Origin of the sequence: Arthrobacter sp. M4 (genome assembly GCF_020251205.1) — a bacterium.
Lineage (GTDB): Bacteria > Actinomycetota > Actinomycetes > Actinomycetales > Micrococcaceae > Arthrobacter.
In genome coordinates, this window is the sequence record NZ_JAIWYX010000002.1 from 66,780 (window position 1) to 82,577 (window position 15,798).

Annotated in this window: 17 protein-coding genes; 3 read left to right on the forward strand and 14 right to left on the reverse strand. The window is 66.3% G+C overall.

Features of this window, described 5'->3' with window-relative positions:
• Positions 1-196: 196 nt before the first annotated feature.
• The 6 genes from LD110_RS03835 to LD110_RS03860 form a co-directional block, all read right to left on the reverse strand.
• On the reverse strand, positions 197-406 hold the full coding sequence (locus LD110_RS03835; RefSeq protein WP_225496527.1) for a hypothetical protein: 210 nt from the start codon (positions 404-406) through the stop codon (positions 197-199).
• Between the two features lie 105 nt (positions 407-511).
• Positions 512-2,455, reverse strand: coding sequence for an AAA family ATPase (locus tag LD110_RS03840; protein WP_225496529.1), 1,944 nt, complete (start codon positions 2,453-2,455; stop codon positions 512-514).
• Between the two features lie 147 nt (positions 2,456-2,602).
• The gene (locus tag LD110_RS03845; protein ID WP_225496531.1) at positions 2,603-4,294 is read right to left on the reverse strand and encodes a hypothetical protein; all 1,692 of its coding nucleotides are present in this window, start codon (positions 4,292-4,294) and stop codon (positions 2,603-2,605) included.
• A gap of 103 nt (positions 4,295-4,397) precedes the next feature.
• On the reverse strand, positions 4,398-5,642 hold the full coding sequence (locus LD110_RS03850) for an AAA family ATPase (RefSeq protein WP_056387461.1): 1,245 nt from the start codon (positions 5,640-5,642) through the stop codon (positions 4,398-4,400).
• A gap of 221 nt (positions 5,643-5,863) precedes the next feature.
• The gene (locus tag LD110_RS03855) at positions 5,864-6,895 is read right to left on the reverse strand and encodes a hypothetical protein (RefSeq protein WP_225496533.1); all 1,032 of its coding nucleotides are present in this window, start codon (positions 6,893-6,895) and stop codon (positions 5,864-5,866) included.
• Between the two features lie 137 nt (positions 6,896-7,032).
• Positions 7,033-7,986 carry a hypothetical protein gene (locus tag LD110_RS03860; protein ID WP_225496535.1) on the reverse strand — a complete coding sequence of 318 codons (954 nt, stop codon included), beginning with the start codon at positions 7,984-7,986 and terminating at the stop codon, positions 7,033-7,035.
• Positions 7,987-8,157: 171 nt separating this feature from the next.
• Between LD110_RS03860 and LD110_RS03865 the strand changes: the two genes are divergently transcribed.
• A complete protein-coding gene (locus LD110_RS03865; protein ID WP_225496537.1) occupies positions 8,158-8,715 on the forward strand; it encodes a LysM peptidoglycan-binding domain-containing protein in 558 nt (185 codons plus the stop codon).
• Positions 8,716-8,785: 70 nt separating this feature from the next.
• On the opposite strand, the gene LD110_RS03870 is transcribed toward LD110_RS03865, so the two are convergent.
• From LD110_RS03870 to LD110_RS03900, 7 genes are all read right to left on the reverse strand, one after another.
• A complete protein-coding gene (locus LD110_RS03870) occupies positions 8,786-9,127 on the reverse strand; it encodes a hypothetical protein (RefSeq protein ID WP_225496539.1) in 342 nt (113 codons plus the stop codon).
• A complete protein-coding gene (locus tag LD110_RS03875) occupies positions 9,120-9,422 on the reverse strand; it encodes a hypothetical protein (protein WP_225496541.1) in 303 nt (100 codons plus the stop codon). The genes LD110_RS03870 and LD110_RS03875 overlap by 8 nt, the downstream gene beginning before the upstream one ends.
• Positions 9,423-9,638: 216 nt before the next feature.
• Positions 9,639-10,166 carry a hypothetical protein gene (locus LD110_RS03880; protein ID WP_225496543.1) on the reverse strand — a complete coding sequence of 176 codons (528 nt, stop codon included), beginning with the start codon at positions 10,164-10,166 and terminating at the stop codon, positions 9,639-9,641.
• Positions 10,167-10,335: 169 nt separating this feature from the next.
• Positions 10,336-10,743 (reverse strand): hypothetical protein, encoded by a 408-nt coding sequence (locus LD110_RS03885; protein ID WP_142938874.1) that lies wholly within the window; start codon positions 10,741-10,743, stop codon positions 10,336-10,338.
• A 140-nt stretch (positions 10,744-10,883) separates the two neighbouring features.
• Positions 10,884-11,522, reverse strand: a complete 639-nt coding sequence (locus tag LD110_RS03890) for a hypothetical protein (RefSeq protein WP_225496545.1) — start codon at positions 11,520-11,522, stop codon at positions 10,884-10,886.
• Positions 11,519-12,640 (reverse strand): hypothetical protein, encoded by a 1,122-nt coding sequence (locus LD110_RS03895; RefSeq protein ID WP_225496547.1) that lies wholly within the window; start codon positions 12,638-12,640, stop codon positions 11,519-11,521. Before LD110_RS03895 ends, LD110_RS03890 begins: the two co-directional genes overlap by 4 nt.
• A complete protein-coding gene (locus LD110_RS03900) occupies positions 12,640-13,197 on the reverse strand; it encodes a hypothetical protein (protein WP_225496548.1) in 558 nt (185 codons plus the stop codon). The genes LD110_RS03895 and LD110_RS03900 overlap by 1 nt, the downstream gene beginning before the upstream one ends.
• Before the next feature lie 125 nt (positions 13,198-13,322).
• Between LD110_RS03900 and LD110_RS03905 the strand changes: the two genes are divergently transcribed.
• On the forward strand, positions 13,323-14,012 hold the full coding sequence (locus LD110_RS03905) for an SDR family NAD(P)-dependent oxidoreductase (protein ID WP_225496550.1): 690 nt from the start codon (positions 13,323-13,325) through the stop codon (positions 14,010-14,012).
• 2 nt (positions 14,013-14,014) lie between these two features.
• The gene (locus LD110_RS03910) at positions 14,015-15,100 is read left to right on the forward strand and encodes a hypothetical protein (protein WP_225496552.1); all 1,086 of its coding nucleotides are present in this window, start codon (positions 14,015-14,017) and stop codon (positions 15,098-15,100) included.
• Here the strand turns inward: LD110_RS03910 and LD110_RS03915 are convergent.
• Positions 15,097-15,786 carry a bifunctional 2-polyprenyl-6-hydroxyphenol methylase/3-demethylubiquinol 3-O-methyltransferase UbiG gene (locus tag LD110_RS03915; RefSeq protein ID WP_225496554.1) on the reverse strand — a complete coding sequence of 230 codons (690 nt, stop codon included), beginning with the start codon at positions 15,784-15,786 and terminating at the stop codon, positions 15,097-15,099. The genes LD110_RS03910 and LD110_RS03915 overlap by 4 nt on opposite strands.
• Positions 15,787-15,798: the final 12 nt, after the last annotated feature.

Genomic DNA, 15,798 nt, shown 5'->3' on the forward strand with positions numbered 1-15,798 from the left:
GGGCATGAGAGCGGGAGGGCTCGCCTCTGGCGACGAGCCCTCCCGCGCTCCTCTCAACCCACCCGTCAGGGGCCGTGAGGCCCCTGAATCCGGGCGCGGCGGCGTCAGCCCCGCGGACCCGGACACCGCGCGCTACCCATGCGCGCGGCGGTCAATCGCAGGCTCACCTCTTGGGTAGGCCCGGCGGGAAGCACCCTCAGTCGGCGTTCCAGGGATTGGCCTTGGTGACGGACCCGGAGGGGTCCACCTCGACAAGGCCGAGCATGAGTGCGAGATCACGGCAGTCGGCCGCGTCCGCCGAGTGGGCGGAGACCAGCAGCAGTGCGTCGTCGCAGATCTGCTCGCTCCTGTCTTCGGGCTGTGCCGAACGGACTGTGCCGACGGCGGTGGTGGTCGTGGTGGTCATGGCAGTGACGTCCTTCTTCCTGTGTTCGAACGCGGTGCGCGCACGCACGAGCGCCCCCACCCCGGGTATCCGGGAAGGGGCGCTCGAACGCAGTGTGGTGCCGGATCAATCGACGGCCAGCGCCTCCGGCTCGTCGGAGACGGCGGCTGCGGGTGGGATGAACGCAGTCGACGCAGCCGACGCAGCCTGGGCGGCGAGCAGCCGATCCTCGATCCACACGCGCACGGCCTTGCCGGCCGGACGCGCACCCTGGGAGTCGACGTAGGTTTCCTCGGCGACGGCACGCAGCTCGTCGTAGGGGATCGACGCGGGCAGCGTCTGGCCCAGGCGGGGCCTGGCGTCCAGGATCCGTTCGCGCTGGCGGCTGTACTCCGCCGCGAGGATTTCCCGGTAGGCCTGCTCGTCGACCGGGTTGAAACCCACGACGAGTGAGAACCGCCCGAGCAGCTCTGCGTCGAAGAACTGAGCCAGCTCCTTGGTCAGGGACCGGTGGGAGACCGCCGGCGGGGCCGAGCCGAAGCCGACCGGCTTGCGGTTCAGGGCTTCCCGCGCGGCGTTGGTCGTGCAGATCACCAGCGCCTTGGAGAAGTCCAGCACCTTGCCGTGGGCGTTGCGGATGTAGCCCTCGTCGAAGGCCGAGAGGAACAGCCGCTGCACGGCTTTGTCCGCCTTCTCGAACTCGTCGAGCAGGATCACCCGGTGAGGGTTGGACTCGAGCGTGTCGAACGGCAGCTCGCGGTTGGAATCCGAGCCCACGTAGCCGGGAGGTGCCCCGACGATCTTCGCGGTGTCCGAGGGAGTGTGGAACTCCGTCATGTTCAGAATGATCGGCTCGGTGCCGGTCATCTGCTCCGCAATGATCTTCGCGGTCTCGGTCTTGCCCACGCCCGAGGCTCCGGCGAGCATCCAGGTTGTCGGGGTCGACGTCGGGAACAGGTCCAGCTCCTCGCGGGCCAGGCGGTCCACGAGCTTCTCGAGCACGTCGTCCTGTCCGCGCAGGCGGTCCAGCAGGGTCGCCCGGAGGGTTGCGACGTCGAACTCCGGGCGCTGGGCGTTTCCGGTCATCAGACGCTTGGCCACGTCCAGGACGCGCTTCGTAGTCAGCGGCACCTGCGGGATCGACCGCAAGGTGTTCACGAGTGCCGTGTCTCCGGCTGCCTCGGCCTGGACGATGAGCTTCTTCTGCTCCAGCACACGGTCGGCCATCGCCCGGTCCAGCAGCGTGATGGCGCTGTCGGGGCGGTGCTGCCCGGCACGGGAGTTCTCCTCCGCGATCCGGACCGTCTCCGCCAGGACGTCGTCGGAGACCGCGATCTGGTGGCGGTAGTGCGCCACCAGGCCCGGACGGACACTGCCGAGCACCGTGAGGGTTTGCTCGACGGTCAGTTCGTCGACGATGAGCGGGGTGAAGCGCCGCGCGAAGGCAGGGTCGTCGTCGAAGGCCCGGGACTCCGTGGAGGTGGTGGCACCGATGACGCGCATGTCGCCGCGGGCCAGGGCAGGCTTGAGCACCTGCGAGACCTTTCGCAGCACCGAGTCGGTGTGGGAGGTGGATCCACCGGTGATCTGGTGGATCTCGTCCATGAACAGGATGACCTTGTTCTTGGGGTCTGAGGCGAAGTCGATGACGGCCTGGACCTTCTCCTCCAGCTGCCCGACGATGCCGGAGCCGGCGACGAGGTTGGTGATGGGCAGCTCGTAGACGGTGAAGCCCTTGAGCTGGTCCGGGATGAGGGTGTCGCCCAGGGCGATCCGGCGGGCGATGTCCTCGACGATCCGGGTCTTACCAACGCCGGCGGAGCCCTTCAGGAGCACGTTCGGCTTGTTCCGGCTGATCAGGACGGAGAGGACCTGCTCGATGAGCGCGTCGCGGAACATCGTCGGGTCAGCGTTCTTGAACTTCTCGTTGTAGTCGACGAGGAGCTCCTTGACGGCGTCGTCGGACTGGCCGCCCTGGCTGGGGATGCCGCCCATGGGCGGGAAGCTCGGAGGCGTGCCGCCGCTGTTCGTGTCGTCGTCGGAGCCCGACGTGAAGTTGTTGAGGCCCATCGCGGGTCCCTCCTTCGGTGGGGTTCGCCGGGCGGCGCGCTGGGTGGGCGCGCCGGGATGCCTGGCAGGGTTACGGGTAGGTCTGAGGGAGGAGGAGACGCCGGCCGGCTCGGCCGGTCGGCGTCTCCCCTGTGGCCGGGAGCGGGATCAGAGGACCATGCCCAGCAGCTTCTGCCGGATGCTCGGGTCGATGTGCTGCATGCCGTTCGCGTACGCCTCGGCGGAACGGACCATGTACTTCCAGTCCATGGCCGAGCACGGGGCGTAGTAGAGGTTCGGCGGGTGCTCCTCGCGTGTCGAGGGCGGAGACCACTCGAAGTCGGTGATCATCAGCGACAGCCGGCGCTTGCGCACCGGGGAGGCGTTGATGTAGTCCCACACCTGCTTGAACTCGGTGCCGCCGGTGACCTTGGGCACCTTCCGGAACTCCTGCCAGATCTGCCGCGTCGACTTGTTCTCGACCTTCAGCAGCGTCTCCTGGGAGAGCATGTGGCTGAAGGAGTTGAAGTACAGGTTGACGTTGAGCTTCTTGGCGATCCGGATGAGCATCAGCACGGCCTCCTGGTAGTTCTCCTCGGAGATCGACCCGGAGGTGTCGATGAAGACGTGCAGGTCGGGCATGTACTGCAGCGAGGTGATCCGGCCCGGCTTGTTGAAGTCGTCCGGGTTGCGGCGGTTGGCCTTGAGGAAGGTCGTCTTCGTCGTCCGGTAGACGTTCTGGGACTTGTTGACCTTGCCCATGCGCTTGAGCACCCGGGTGATGTCCTTGAACAGGTCCAGCTTCGTGGGCGGGGCCTTGCGGAACTTCACCTGGGCCGAGCGCGAGCCCGGCTGTCCCGGCTGCTGCCGTGCGCCCATGGCAGCGGCCCTGGCAGCTGCCCGCGGGAGCGAGGTCAGCTTGGACAGCGCGGCGTTGGAGACGACTTTCACGGGCGAGGCGAGGGACTGGTTGATGAGGTTCCACTCCCCCGTTACCTTCGCGGCGGTGGCGCGGGCGTGGGCCTCGACGTTGACCAGGACCAGCGACCGCGGGCAGAACAGCTCCCCGACGGTAAACGGCATGATGCCGGTGTCGAGGGCGGCCGCGCCTGTTGAGGCGGCCTTGCGCTGCTGGTCGACGTAGGTCATCAGCATGCGGATGACCAGCCGGGCGAAAGAGAACTCGTCGTTGCCGTCGGAGTCGTCCTTGCGCAGCAGCAGCGATTCGGTCAGCCCCTTGAGCGAGAGGTTCGCGAAGTCGTTCAGCAGCCGGAGGGTGTCCGCCGGCATCGCGTTCGCGCCGGCCATCGTCCGCACCTGCTGGTTCAGCCAGATCTTGAAGCCGTCGAACGCGGCAGAGGATTGGAACCAGAACCCGAGGGTATTCGGGTGGTAGGTGTAGGCGACGGAGGCGAAGAAGGCGCTCTCGTCGGCGGAGCCTGCGAGCAGGCCCTTGGCCGCGGGGATGACATCGTTCTGGGCTGAGTAAAGGACCCGGGCTGACGGCGCGGGCCACTTGTTCTGCTGCCCGGCCTGGACAGCGAACAGTTCGCCCACCGGCAGGGGCGTGCCCTGGTCATAGCTGACCATGGTCTGCCCGAGCAGCGCCTTGGCGTTCTTCTCGGCGGCCGGGTCCATCGTCTCGCCGAGGCAGCGCATGACGATGTCCAGGACGTCGCCGGTGATGTCGTGGCCCGAGCCGTCGACGATGCTCGCCGGAGCGCTGGGGTTCAGCGGCTCCAGCAGCGGGTCGACCAGGACCTTCTGGATGGCCGGCATGGGGTCGTAGTCGCCCGTGCACGAGATCGTGTGCAGGGCGTCGAGCACCGCCGGCTTCTGGTTCGTGACGGTGATCGTCATCGTGGTCTCCTAATGCGGTCTGAGGCGACGGGTGTCGTGGGATGGCGGGGGACGCTCCGGAACGGAGCCGGTGGCGTCCCCCCCCGCCCGGTGCCGGGTCGGCTCAGAGGAAGGCCGACAGGGACGGCTTGACCGCGGCCACGATCGGCGAGTCGACCTCGAGGAAGGCCTCCAGGTTCTGCCGGTCGAACTGCCCGGTGGTCACCAGCTCGAACAGGGTGCGCGTGTGCTCCGGCTCAATCTGGACGGCGGCCTGCGCCAGCTGCTCGATGAGGCGCGAGTTGTCGTCCTTCTCCTTCATCGCGTAGAGCAGCGAGCCGGAGACCTCGTTCTGGGTCAGGCCCGAGATCTGCGCGGCGAGGTCGGTGACCGTGCCCGCGGACTTGAGGGTCGCGTAGCAGTTCGGCTTGGGCACATTGACGCGGTTGTGTGCCGGGCCGCCCGAGTTCGATGCGAGGTCTTCGGCGATAACCGCCACGAGCTGGGTGGTGAACATGGTGTCGCCGGTGAAGGCCTCGATCGCCTCGTTGAGCAGCGAGGTGTCGCGGCCGCCGATCTGGACCGGGGTCGCCAGGTGGCTTGCCAGCTCCTGGCGGTCGACGCGGTTCAGCCACCGGGAGAGGTGGTCGATGGTGCGCGGCGTGGTGAGCTGGTTCATCTCCTCGCCGCCGTCGAACAGCTCGGCCATGGTGACGTTGCCGTCGTCATCGTCGTCATCACGGCCGTCGGCCACGATGGAGTTCGGCGTCGACTTCTGGAAGATGAGTCCGGGGTGCTGGGTGAGGACTTTCTTCACCCAGGGGTTGAGCGCGTCTCCGAGGACGGACATGAGGGTTGTCGCATCGGGCTCGACGTGGAAGATCGCGAAGCGCGACAGCGAGGCCTCGTCGAGAGTCGTGACGTTGCCCTTGTCGTTGCCCGCCACGATGAGGCGCACGTTCTCCGGCAGTTCGATGTGGCCCATGCGCCGCAGGGTCACCAGGGTGAGCGCGCCGGAGGTCACGTCGGAGGTCGTGCGGTTGATCTCGTCGAGGAAGAGGATCGGCCACTCGCGCGGGTTCTCCAGCGCGTAGTCGATGCACTCCTGAATGACCTGGTGCGGGTAAAAGACCTGCTTGTAGGACTGCGTCCCGTCGGTCTTCTCGTAGGGCACCAGGCGCGCGCCGGTGAGGTCGGCCTTGTCGGCGAGCTGGTTGCAGGGCAGGACGAAGGCTTTGGTGCCCATCGAGTAGGCGAGGGCCTCGACGAAGGAGGACTTGCCGATGCCGGGCTCGCCCATGAGCGCGGGCGTGGCCCCGACCTCGAGGGACTGCTGGATCAGAGTCGTCAGGGTGTCGTTGAACTTCATGGGAATGTCTTTCTGGTCGTGGGTGAGCTGTGAGCAGGTGAGACGGGAGACGGACCCACGGCAGGGCGGAGCGCCGTACGGGACATGTCGGAAGCAGGGCCACAAGGCCCGGTGACGGGGGCGGTCGGGCTCAGAAGCCCACCGCCTCCCCATCCCCGATCGGGCTCCGCCCGATCCAGTCTTTGTTCCACCGCCAAACCGATGGGCAACCCCCCAAAGGTTCACCCCGCCTCGGCGGAGGCTTCCCGTGCCGCCACCAGGGCAGCGGCACGGTCCAGCAGGAACGGCCTGCCGTTGCGCATCTGGGCGTGCTTGGGCCGAGGCTCGATCACCGCCAGCGAGGTCTTGTACAGCAGCCAGGCCTCGTCACCGGAGGAGAACTGCGCGCCGAAGGACCGGTAGGTGCGCAACGGCAGCTGCATGCCGGTGTAGAGGACACCCAGGACGGAGAACTCCCAGCGGGAGCGGTCGTTGTCGAAGTCCTCGGGCGTCTTCAGCCGGTCGCGGGAGCCGGCGAGTGTCTGCTCGACGATGGCCTCGGCGTACGGGATGTCGGGCATTTCGCCGTCGGTGCCGACTGCGTTCGAGGGGATGCTGATGCTCGGCTTGGCCCTGGCGGCGAGGTCTGCATACAGGTCCGCCACCGAAGAGAACCGGTCGGAGGCTGGTCGCGCTGCAACGTGTTCGACGATCCGCTGCGGCACCGGGTTGCGGGTGAACGTGCACCAATGGTCCAGGAGGATCTCGTACCAGCCGTGCTCCTCGCGCAGGACGCGCTTGTCGGCGGCGATCGGGAAGTCGTGGAGGTTGGCAGGCAGCGGGGCGACCAGGTGGAAGCCCCGACCCGACATCGACAGCTCCGAGTACAGGATTCCGGGCAGGCGCAGGATGTCTGCGGCCACGTCCGGCGGGCAACCGGGCTCGACGTCGATCACGATCAGACCGTCGGAGGGGGCCTGCAGGTAGAAGGCAGTGTTCGCCGCGTTCGGCAGTGTGTCGGCCAGCTGGTCGAGGGTGAGCAGGCAGGTCGCGTCCAGGGCGAAAGCTCCGCGCAGGGGGCCTGCGTGGCGGCAGCCCGGATTGCAGCCGTCGAGCAGGTGCCGCACATCGATCGGTGCCTTGCGGCCGGAGTCCTCGTCGTCGAGCTCGCCGAGCCGGCCGGAGATGGTCCAGCGGCAGGCGGTCGCCAGGGCGCGAATCGCGGGGTTGTCATAGAAGCTGGGGAAGATCGCGCGGGGATCGACGGCGGTCACATCAATGCCTTCTTGTCGGGAGCGGATGAAAACAGGGCCGGGTTGCACTCCGGCCCTGAAAGACGAGACCCCCGTACGGCATGGATGCCTGCACGGGGGTCTCGTCTGGGGGTTCGGTCGGTCGGATCGGCCTTGGATCAGCCCTGGTAGGTGATGCCGGCCTGCTGGGCATCGCCGGAGCCGCCCCACGGGCCCTGGCCGGCGGGAGCACCCACGGCCGAACCCGAGTTCTTCAACTCGGCGTTCTCACGCTCGAGGCGGGCGAGCTTCTGCTCGGGCGTCTCCTGCTGCGGCTGTTCCGCGACCGGGGCGGCAACCGGAGCCACGGCAGGGGCCGCCTGCGGGGTCGCCCCGACCGGTTCGGTCAGGACCTGCGCGTGGGCCTGGGCCGGGACCGGAGCCGCGACTGAAGCCGCGACGGCGGGCTGCGGGGCCGGGAAGGACAAGCCGTCCTCGACCTCGGTGGCGACCGGCTCCTCGCCGTTGCCGACGGCGGAGCCCGAGCCCGGCTGGGCCTGGACCGCGCGAGGCGGGGCGTTGAAGACGATGCCGCGGGCCGCGAGCTCCCCGCTGGCGACGCCACCGGCGTTGTAGTAGCGCGGGGTCTCGTGCACAATCACCTGGTCGAGCGACAGGCCGCGGTTGGCGAAGTTCTTCGGCTTGTAGACGCGCAGCACGAGCGTCACGTCCAGTCCCTGTGCCAGCTCCTGGCCGGAGGTGTCCTGGTCGTAGGTGCCATCACCCTTCTCGGACGGGATCGCGATGATCGGCAGGTTCGTGCCCTTGGAGTCGATCGAGTAGTTCGCGCCCGAGGCTGGGTTCTTCTTCGAGGTGTAGCGGCGCTCGGAGACGAACTGCTCCTCGACCGTGGGGTTCGCCGGGTCGGCGAACTGCACCTCGGCCTCGGTGATCGTCGCCGTGGTGTGCGGCTTGCCCACGGGGCTCATGCCGTTCTGGACCTTGCGCTGGTCGCTGGCGGCGAGGGCAGCACCCTCGATGAGGCTGGTCAGCCGGGCGAAGGCGAGCTTGCCGCGGATGAAGACGCTGGTGCCCTCGGTGAGCTGGTTGGCGGAGATGGAGTAGTTGGCCATGGTGGTGGGTTCCTTCTGTTGAGTGATTCGGTGGTTCGTGGCGGCCCGTCGGATTGGTCTGTGACTCGTCTATCCCTTCTCCTATTCTATCAAGATGCACTGGACTACGAGTAGAATGTGCATGAGGACTCGAATGGTCGCAAATAGTGAGCTGGATAGAGAGGGACAGGGATGACGGATACGATGCACAGGCCCGAGGAGAAGGTCGCTGATGCGGCTCCCCCGGCCCGGGTGGCGGTGCAGCGGCGGGACCGGCTTGGGCCCCTGGGCTATGGCGGTGGACCGGTGCTGGCGGCCGGGATCATGGCCGGTGGCGCGCTGCTGTTCGCCGGCTGGGGCGCAACGCAGCTCCTCACTGCTGACCGGAGCCCGGCGAGCGATGCGGCGGCAGCTTCCCAGCACGAGGAGGGCACCGTGACGGTGACCTTGCCGGACCGGGACCGCAACGGGGTCCCGGACGCCTTCGAGGCCAAGGCCGGTAACGGCAGCTCTGCGGACGGCCAGGGTTTGGGCACCTCGGCGTCGGGCAAGGGCGACGAGGACAAGCCGGCGCAGGTCCCCGAGCCGAAGCCACAGCCGCGGGTGTACGTGATCCAGTGGGGTGACACCCTCACGGAGATCTCGGCGGGAACCGGAGTGCCGATCGGGGCCCTGGTCGAGAAGAACCGGATCCAGGATCCGAATCTCATCTATGCCGGGGCCTCGCTGCTCATCCCGCCCACGGCGTGAGAACAGGCCTGGGGCCCGGACTGCGCCGACCTTCAGCGCAGTCCGGGCCTCTTGCTGTGTCCGGAAACGGTCAGTCGGCGGGTCCTTCAAGCATCTGCTGCAGCGATCGCAGCCGCGCCAGCTCGGCCTGCATGCGGGCGACGTCGTCCGGCGCGTAGTCCTGGGGGTAGTCGAGCTTGTACTCGGCGAGCAGCTCGATCTTGGCGGCGAGGAGGTCCGGCACGCCGAGTTCATCGATCAGGGCCCGGGTGAAGGCACGGAACGCGTCCTCGTGGGTGATCGCCGCGCCCTGGGCCCAGCCGAGGGCTGCGAGGGCGGACTCCCCGTCCTCATGGGTGAGGCCCCGGGAGGTGACGACAGCGGCTGCGGCCTTCTCGGTGAGGCTTGCCATCGTTCCGGTCGGGTCAGTCATCGGCACCGCCGCCTTGCCCTGCGGCGCTGTCGCCGGCCGGGGGCGTCGGGGTCTGGATGTCCAGCCAGATCTGCATGGCCTCCAGGACGTTCGAGACCCCGTCGCCTTCGTCGAGCGTGATCAGCTCCGTCCATCCCGACTGCGTGAGCGTCGAGACGGCGAACTCTTCCCTGGCCGCAGTCACCTGGTAGAGCCCGGAGCCGGCGATTTCGTAGATGGTCCGGCCGTGCCGGGCGGAGCCTTCGGCCCGTTCGTACTTGACGGGCAGCTGGGCTGCGCGGAGAGGGACGGTCATGGGCTACTCCTGTGGGTCGTGGCTCTCAAGAACAGACGATTCGGTAACGGCGGCCGCGCCGCGCACCGCGCGGCTGCGACCACCACGGAACGACCCCCGGGACCGGCGTGAGCCGGTCCACGGTCTTTCCACCGGTTCCCCAGGGAAGCAAAAGACCCCGCCTCGGCCGAAGCCGGGCGAGGTCGATCGAGCGCCGGAAGAAGTGCTGCGCCGCGCTCAGGCGGCGTCGGTGTCGGCCTCACCGGGGTCCTCGGCAGCGTCGTGCTTGTCAAACAGGAAACCCCGGGCCTGGCCGCTGGCCATCATGTCTCCGAGGTGCGCCAGGAGCACCGCGCGCTGCGTGGTCCGGCGGTCCTCCAGCGGGTCGTAGTCGCGCAGGGCATCCAGGTTGACCACCCAGCCGTTCTCACGTTCGACGGCTTCCTCAAGTTCGGAGCCAGCGGCGACGGTCATACCGGTGAAGTCGTGGTCGAACTCGGGTGTGACGTCGAGCCGCTGTGCCGGGTCGTCGATGTAAAGCGTGTCGCCGAACAGCAGCCCGCCGGAGCGGTCGAAGGCGGTGAGAAAGACGCGGTCGGCGCGGGAGGTGTTCTCGACATGCACGGCGGCCACGGCGTCGTTGGCGAGAAAGTCCGTCTGGCTCAGACGGGCATAGGTGCGTGAGCGGGCTTCGTAGCACCACATGATCGACCGGGCCTCGTCGAATCCGCGGAACTCGTCGGAGGGGGGCTGCATATCGACCATCTGATGCTCCTTCACGGGCGTGATCACCTTAGTCCGGCGGGACATCACGATGTACGGAATCGCCGGGCTGTGGTTCCCATCCTGCCATAGGAGTGGAAAAGATTCCACTCAAATACCAAACGCCGGCGCGAGGAAGACATCCGCAGGGTGGTGGGACCCCGCGGCGGGATCAGTCTTGAGCGGAATCAGGGCTCTTGGGCGGGTCGTCGAGCTGCTCGCTCTTGCGCGCCAGCTCCACAATGGCCCGGATGCTGGCCAGTGCGCCGTCGCTGAGCCCGTGCACACGCAGGGCGATGGTACGCTCCTGCGGGGTCAGCTCCTGCTCGGTGGCGCTGTCTGGCTCGTTCTCCTCCAGGAAGTAGGACAGGGGGACGTCGAAGGCGTCGGCCAGGGCTCGGAGGTGCTGCAGGCGGGGATTGTGGGCCTCCCCCTTGCGCAGTTGCTGCAGGTAGCTGAGCGACATCGAGGAGATGCCGCGCTGCTCCATTCTCTGGACGATTTCCTGCAGGGTGACGGGGCGACCGTGTGGTCCCGCCGTCTCCGCGAACAAGCGTTCTAGTCGCTGGGCGATGGTCACGGAGCTGGATCCTCCTCGTGATTTCAGACATGAAGTCATCGAGGCGAACGGTGCACGCGACGACACCTTCATACTAGTGGAAGATCTTCCAATGCGGTGGCATCGGCATATTTCCGGTTGCGCCGGAGCAGCGGGCAGTCCTAGCCGGCGGTGGGCATGTAGGCACTGGCTCCGAGCATCACGGCGGCCGCCAGGCCGGATCCGAGTGCGAGCTCGAGGCGTGTGTGGTGCTTTAGCTTCAGTCGGGCGAAGGCGACCACGGGCAGCAGGGTTGGGAGGGCGAGCAGCCACCAGGGCGAGAGCCGCATCGCCGCGAGGACGACGAGGGAGGTGAAGCAGAACGCGTGCATGGAGACTTTTGGTCCCAGGAGGGTCACTCCCCCGGCAAGGACGAGCCCGGCGACCATCGTCGGCAGGATCCACAGCAGCGGGCGCGGTGCGTCCAGCAGCATCGCTGTTGCCATGCCTCCAAGCACAGACGCCACGCAGACCAGGAAGACCCACCAGCGCTGATCGCGCCGGGTGACGTGTCGATCGGTGAGCTGCTCGCGCCGCACGGCGACATGGATGGTTGCTGTCGGGATCACTGCGCAGAAAGAGCCGATCAGGATGCCCCATCCGAGACCAACCCATATATGCGGGTGACCTGTGACGCCGCAGAGGACGCAGATGAGGAACACGGACACAGCGGGCGCGAACACGTCACTGAGGATCCGGGCGGCCCGGGTCGCAGGATCGCCGGTCGCGGGGATGCGGATTTTCGTCCCGTTCCCGGTCATCGCCCGCCCGTCCCATTCATGGCACTCATCGCTACTCGGATCTCGTAGAGGCTCTGCACAGAGGCGGCCAGGGTTTCGTCGTCTTTCAGCTTGAGCGTGCGGAGCCGGCTCAGGGCGAGTGTGAACCACCCGAGGCTGGGAACGGCGTTCTCGCCGCTGAGATGGCGCACCAGCCCCGCCGACAGGTGCGGATCCTCGGGGTGCTGCCGGTGCAGGGGTTCCAGTGCGGGGTCGTGGTCCTCGCGGATGAGTCTGAGCGCGTCGTGGGTTTCGATGGTGAGCCTTGAGAGCGTCATCAGCTGATCGAACCCCTGCCTGTCTTCGGGCGGAAGCTTTACGTCGGGGTGAAGAGTGGTGGTCGTTCGCCACAGAGGTACGACGACCTCGTGCGCGAGGCGGAGCGCGAGCCTCAACTGAGTTTCTATGCTGATGCGGCGGATGACCCCTGTTGCGAGTCCCAGGAAGAAGAAGCTGACAACGGTGACGAGGAGCTGTGTCCTCAGTTCAGTTCCGCCGGCGACCGGACTGCCAAAGAGGTCCAGGAGTGATGAGCCGATGAACAGGGCAGATCCGATGGCCCCCGTAAAGACGAATGCAACCGGAAGGCGGGCGGAGAAGGGTTGGTTCTTCTGCGTCATGGTCCGCCAACAGCCGACGGCAACTACGGCAGTTGCCGCGGCAAATGCAGAGAGGTACAGGAAGTTGTAGGAGATCAGTGCCCAGGCCTGGCTGTGGGCAAGGGCGGCGTCGATGTCGACCCGGTCGTAGATCGTGCCGTCGGCATGGACGGGGATGAACCACACCAGCACGGCCTCGCCCAGGGCGATGATCCCGGCGAACAGGTAGATGAACCGGGTTGCACGTCGTGAAAGCGGAGTCGCGCGGAACGTGAGGATGAGCAGCGCCACGGATACCTGGGCGGTCAGGATGGCAAGGCGCTTGAGGAGGTCGACGGCAGGTCCGTCGAAGGGGGGCTCCACGCCACGGCAGACCGTGGCCACGAAGAGGGCGGCACAGGTGACCCTGAGAAGGTTAACCCGGCGTCGGCGTCCTTGATACAGGGCGGAGACGATGATGATCAGGCCCATGGTGATCCCGACAATGATGATCTCAGTCATCAGATCTCACCGTCCTCGTTTGATCCGGACAGGAAGGCGAGGACCTCGCTGCGTTCTTCCGATGCCCGCCGCTTCCGGTGCAGAGCATCCATTAGCCGCATGCCGGTGGTCTCGGCGCGCTTCTCCACCGGATCGTCGAACATGCTGCGCAGATGGGTGCAGTCGGTGTCGGCCCGGACGTCGCCGTGCAGGATATGCGCGAACTCGTGGAGGATTGTCTGCTCAATGTTGAGGGGCGGGAGCTCAGGGTCGTAGAAGACGTGGGCCACTCGTCCGATCACAGTGGTGAGGCCGCTGACCTCATGATGGCGCATCTCATCCGGGATGGGCCGTATCACGATCTCGAGGCCGCAAGCTGAGGCGATGGCTTTCCCGAGTGCTTCGAGGCTCAACTCGTTCGGCCAGTCGAAGAGGTCGAGCTGAGCGGGCTTCGGGGTGCAGCTGGTGGCACCGACCTTGGCTGCGCCTTTGCGCATCAGTCGGGCGAACAGGGGGTGACGGGGCTGGCCGTTCCGAGGCGTATCGGCGGTCGCAGCGGATGGAATGAAGGCAGGCATCAGCGTTCCTCTAAATAGCGAGAAGAGCGGACACCGCCTGTCGTTTGTCAACGAAGGGGTACAAGTCCAGTAAAGTTCCGTGTCACAACTTTACAACCTGGGAGGGTCAGAAAAAAATGAGCGACATGGGGAGAACTGCCCTGGTGATCGGTGCAACCCGCGGGATCGGGGCGGCCACGGCTCGAGGCCTGCTCTCCGCCGGCTACCGGACGGCGGGTACGCATCGTACCGGGGGGACCGTACCCGAGGGGGTGCTCCCCCTCGAGATGGATGTGCGTGACGGTAATTCGATCGCGGCTGGGGTCAAGGCGGCTGCCGCCGATCTGGGTGGTCTGGATGTGCTCGTCGTCGCAGCAGGGATCACCCGCGACAAGCTGCTCATGCGGATGAGCGAGGAGGACCTGAGCGAGGTCATGCAGGTCAATGCGATCGGGCCGATGCTGGCCTGCAAGGCGGCCCTGGGGCCGATGCTGCGGCAGCGCGGCGGATCGATCGTGCTGGTTTCATCCATGTCCGTGAAGTACGGCGTTGTCGGCCAGTGCAATTACACTGCATCCAAGGGGGCATTGGAAGCGTTTGCACGATCGATGGCCAGGGAGTACGCAGCCCGGAACATCCGGGTGAACGTCGTTGCTCCCGGCGCAACTGATACGGACATGATGGCTGATGTTGCTGAGGAGGCACGGATGGCAATGCTGGAAGGAATCCCGCTGGGTCGGTTCGGGACGGCAGATGAAGTCGCTTCGGCGATCATTCACACCGCGGAGAATACCTACATGTCGGGGGCCACTGTGCAGGTCTCAGGCGGTATTTGATCATGCAGGTCCAGCTGGATGTAGGTTCCTGGGGCCTTTTCTGCGGAAGCGACGGCAAGCAGCTGGTTCTGGTGGACGACAAGCCCTGTGGTCCGGTCTCCGCTCGGAAGCCCACGCGTGCAATTCCCAGGCGTCTTCTACTTGATGAGAACCGCATCGCCCAGGTGATGCGCAGTGGCAATGTAATTTCCGAGACAGTCCCCCATGCGGACGAGCAGTGGGCAGTTGAGGTGCGGCCCGTCTTCTCTCCACGTACCTCCACGGTGATCGGTGTCCTCGCTGGCGTGGCCAAGGCGGCTGATCCGCTTCCGGAACCACCGCTGGTCGGTGGCTGGGAATGGGAGATCGAGCGTGACGCCGACGGTCAACCAACACTGCGCCGGCGCACGTACTGGGACCGGAACCTGTTTCGTATCTATGACGTCGACACAAGCGTCGCCCAGCAGCGCAGTGGCTATTGGGAAGCCGGGGAATGGGCGAGCGAGCTCATCGACCAGTCCGACCGGATGCGCGTGAACAGCCTCATCCGCGACGGCATCCAGGACGGGCTGATGGGCGTAACGGGAAAGGTCCGGTGCCTGACCTACAACATCGTCACAGGTTACGGCACGGCTTCACAGGACCGTCGGCACATGCGCCTGGTCGGCGTGATTCCGCCGATCGAGCCCGATCACGACAAGATCTATCTGCAGGGCTTCAGTTACGAGGCCCCGGAGATTTTTCACGATATGGCCTTCGAGCAAGACGCCAATGCGGGGCGCGTGGACGACGTGCTTCGCGGAGTGATGGCCCTGGCCAAGGAACCGATGGCCGTCGTCGACTCTGCAACGCTGGATGTTCTTATGACGTCGCCATCGTGGCGTCGGGAAGACTTCGGGTATGTCGGCGGCCTTGGTGAATTTGCCATTGACGCTTCAGGTGAGTTGCACAGGTTCATCGCGGCTGCGGCGAGGGATACCGCTCGTTCTCAATCGATGGGTCTGGCGCTTCGCCGGGTCGACGGTTCCGTGCAGAATGTGCGCATCACCGCCACCGGAGTCAGGTCTGGGGCTGAAGGGCGGGATGCAGTCATCAGGCTCGACTTTTAATCGAGTCCACCTGCCCTGCCGTTTCGCAACGGGGTTCGTGCACTGAACACCGCCACGGTACCGATGACGTCGACCTTCACTTGGTCGAAGCTTCGCCGCAGTGCAGCCTCAAGTCCTGCGGCGTCGTCTTCGCGGTTATGAAAGATGCCCAGGCGGTTGTACAGGGCCATGAAGCCGCGGCCGATGAGGTTGTGGCTCACGCCACTGCCCAGGATGGTGCTGCCGAACAGCACACCGTCAGCAGCGAGCCGCTCCCCCAGGTGTTTGAAAGCTACGCCCTTGTCCGCCCAGGAGCCGGGAACGCAGTGGAAGACGTAGTTCGCTGCGATGGAATCGAATTGGCCGAGAGCCTCGGGGATCGGTTCGAGGACGTTCGCGGTCACACCTCTGGTGCCTACGTGGGTGTGGGCGAGTCTGGACGCTGCGTGCTCCACGCTGTTTTCGTTGAGGTCCATGAGTGTGATCTCAGCAGATTCGGGGAGGTCGGCATTGGCGAGGTACCAACCAGTGCCGGGACCGACATCGAGATGGCGGGTGCCGATGCAACGGTTGTACTGGTCTAGCATGAGCTGGCTGGGGCATCGCCAGGCCAGCGAATTGGAGAACTTCACGACGAGCAGGTCGTAGAAGCCCAGCACCGGCTTGCTGTAGATACCTGCGCCGCGGCGCACTTCCTGGTCGTTCATGTGATCGGAGCC

Bases quoted from the DNA above. Each gene is read 5' to 3' on its own strand.
- LD110_RS03865 (WP_225496537.1), top strand. From the start codon at position 8,158: ATGACGGATACGATGCACAGGCCCGAGGAGAAGGTCGCTGATGCGGCT.
- LD110_RS03870 (WP_225496539.1), bottom strand. From the start codon at position 9,127: ATGACTGACCCGACCGGAACGATGGCAAGCCTCACCGAGAAGGCCGCA.
- LD110_RS03845 (WP_225496531.1), bottom strand. From the start codon at position 4,294: ATGACGATCACCGTCACGAACCAGAAGCCGGCGGTGCTCGACGCCCTG.
- LD110_RS03860 (WP_225496535.1), bottom strand. From the start codon at position 7,986: ATGGCCAACTACTCCATCTCCGCCAACCAGCTCACCGAGGGCACCAGC.
- LD110_RS03910 (WP_225496552.1), top strand. From the start codon at position 14,015: ATGCAGGTCCAGCTGGATGTAGGTTCCTGGGGCCTTTTCTGCGGAAGC.
- LD110_RS03900 (WP_225496548.1), bottom strand. From the start codon at position 13,197: ATGCCTGCCTTCATTCCATCCGCTGCGACCGCCGATACGCCTCGGAAC.
- LD110_RS03875 (WP_225496541.1), bottom strand. From the start codon at position 9,422: ATGACCGTCCCTCTCCGCGCAGCCCAGCTGCCCGTCAAGTACGAACGG.
- LD110_RS03840 (WP_225496529.1), bottom strand. From the start codon at position 2,455: ATGGGCCTCAACAACTTCACGTCGGGCTCCGACGACGACACGAACAGC.
- LD110_RS03915 (WP_225496554.1), bottom strand. From the start codon at position 15,786: ATGAACGACCAGGAAGTGCGCCGCGGCGCAGGTATCTACAGCAAGCCG.
- LD110_RS03890 (WP_225496545.1), bottom strand. From the start codon at position 11,522: ATGACCGGGAACGGGACGAAAATCCGCATCCCCGCGACCGGCGATCCT.
- LD110_RS03880 (WP_225496543.1), bottom strand. From the start codon at position 10,166: ATGGTCGATATGCAGCCCCCCTCCGACGAGTTCCGCGGATTCGACGAG.
- LD110_RS03905 (WP_225496550.1), top strand. From the start codon at position 13,323: ATGGGGAGAACTGCCCTGGTGATCGGTGCAACCCGCGGGATCGGGGCG.
- LD110_RS03895 (WP_225496547.1), bottom strand. From the start codon at position 12,640: ATGACTGAGATCATCATTGTCGGGATCACCATGGGCCTGATCATCATC.
- LD110_RS03835 (WP_225496527.1), bottom strand. From the start codon at position 406: ATGACCACCACGACCACCACCGCCGTCGGCACAGTCCGTTCGGCACAG.
- LD110_RS03850 (WP_056387461.1), bottom strand. From the start codon at position 5,642: ATGAAGTTCAACGACACCCTGACGACTCTGATCCAGCAGTCCCTCGAG.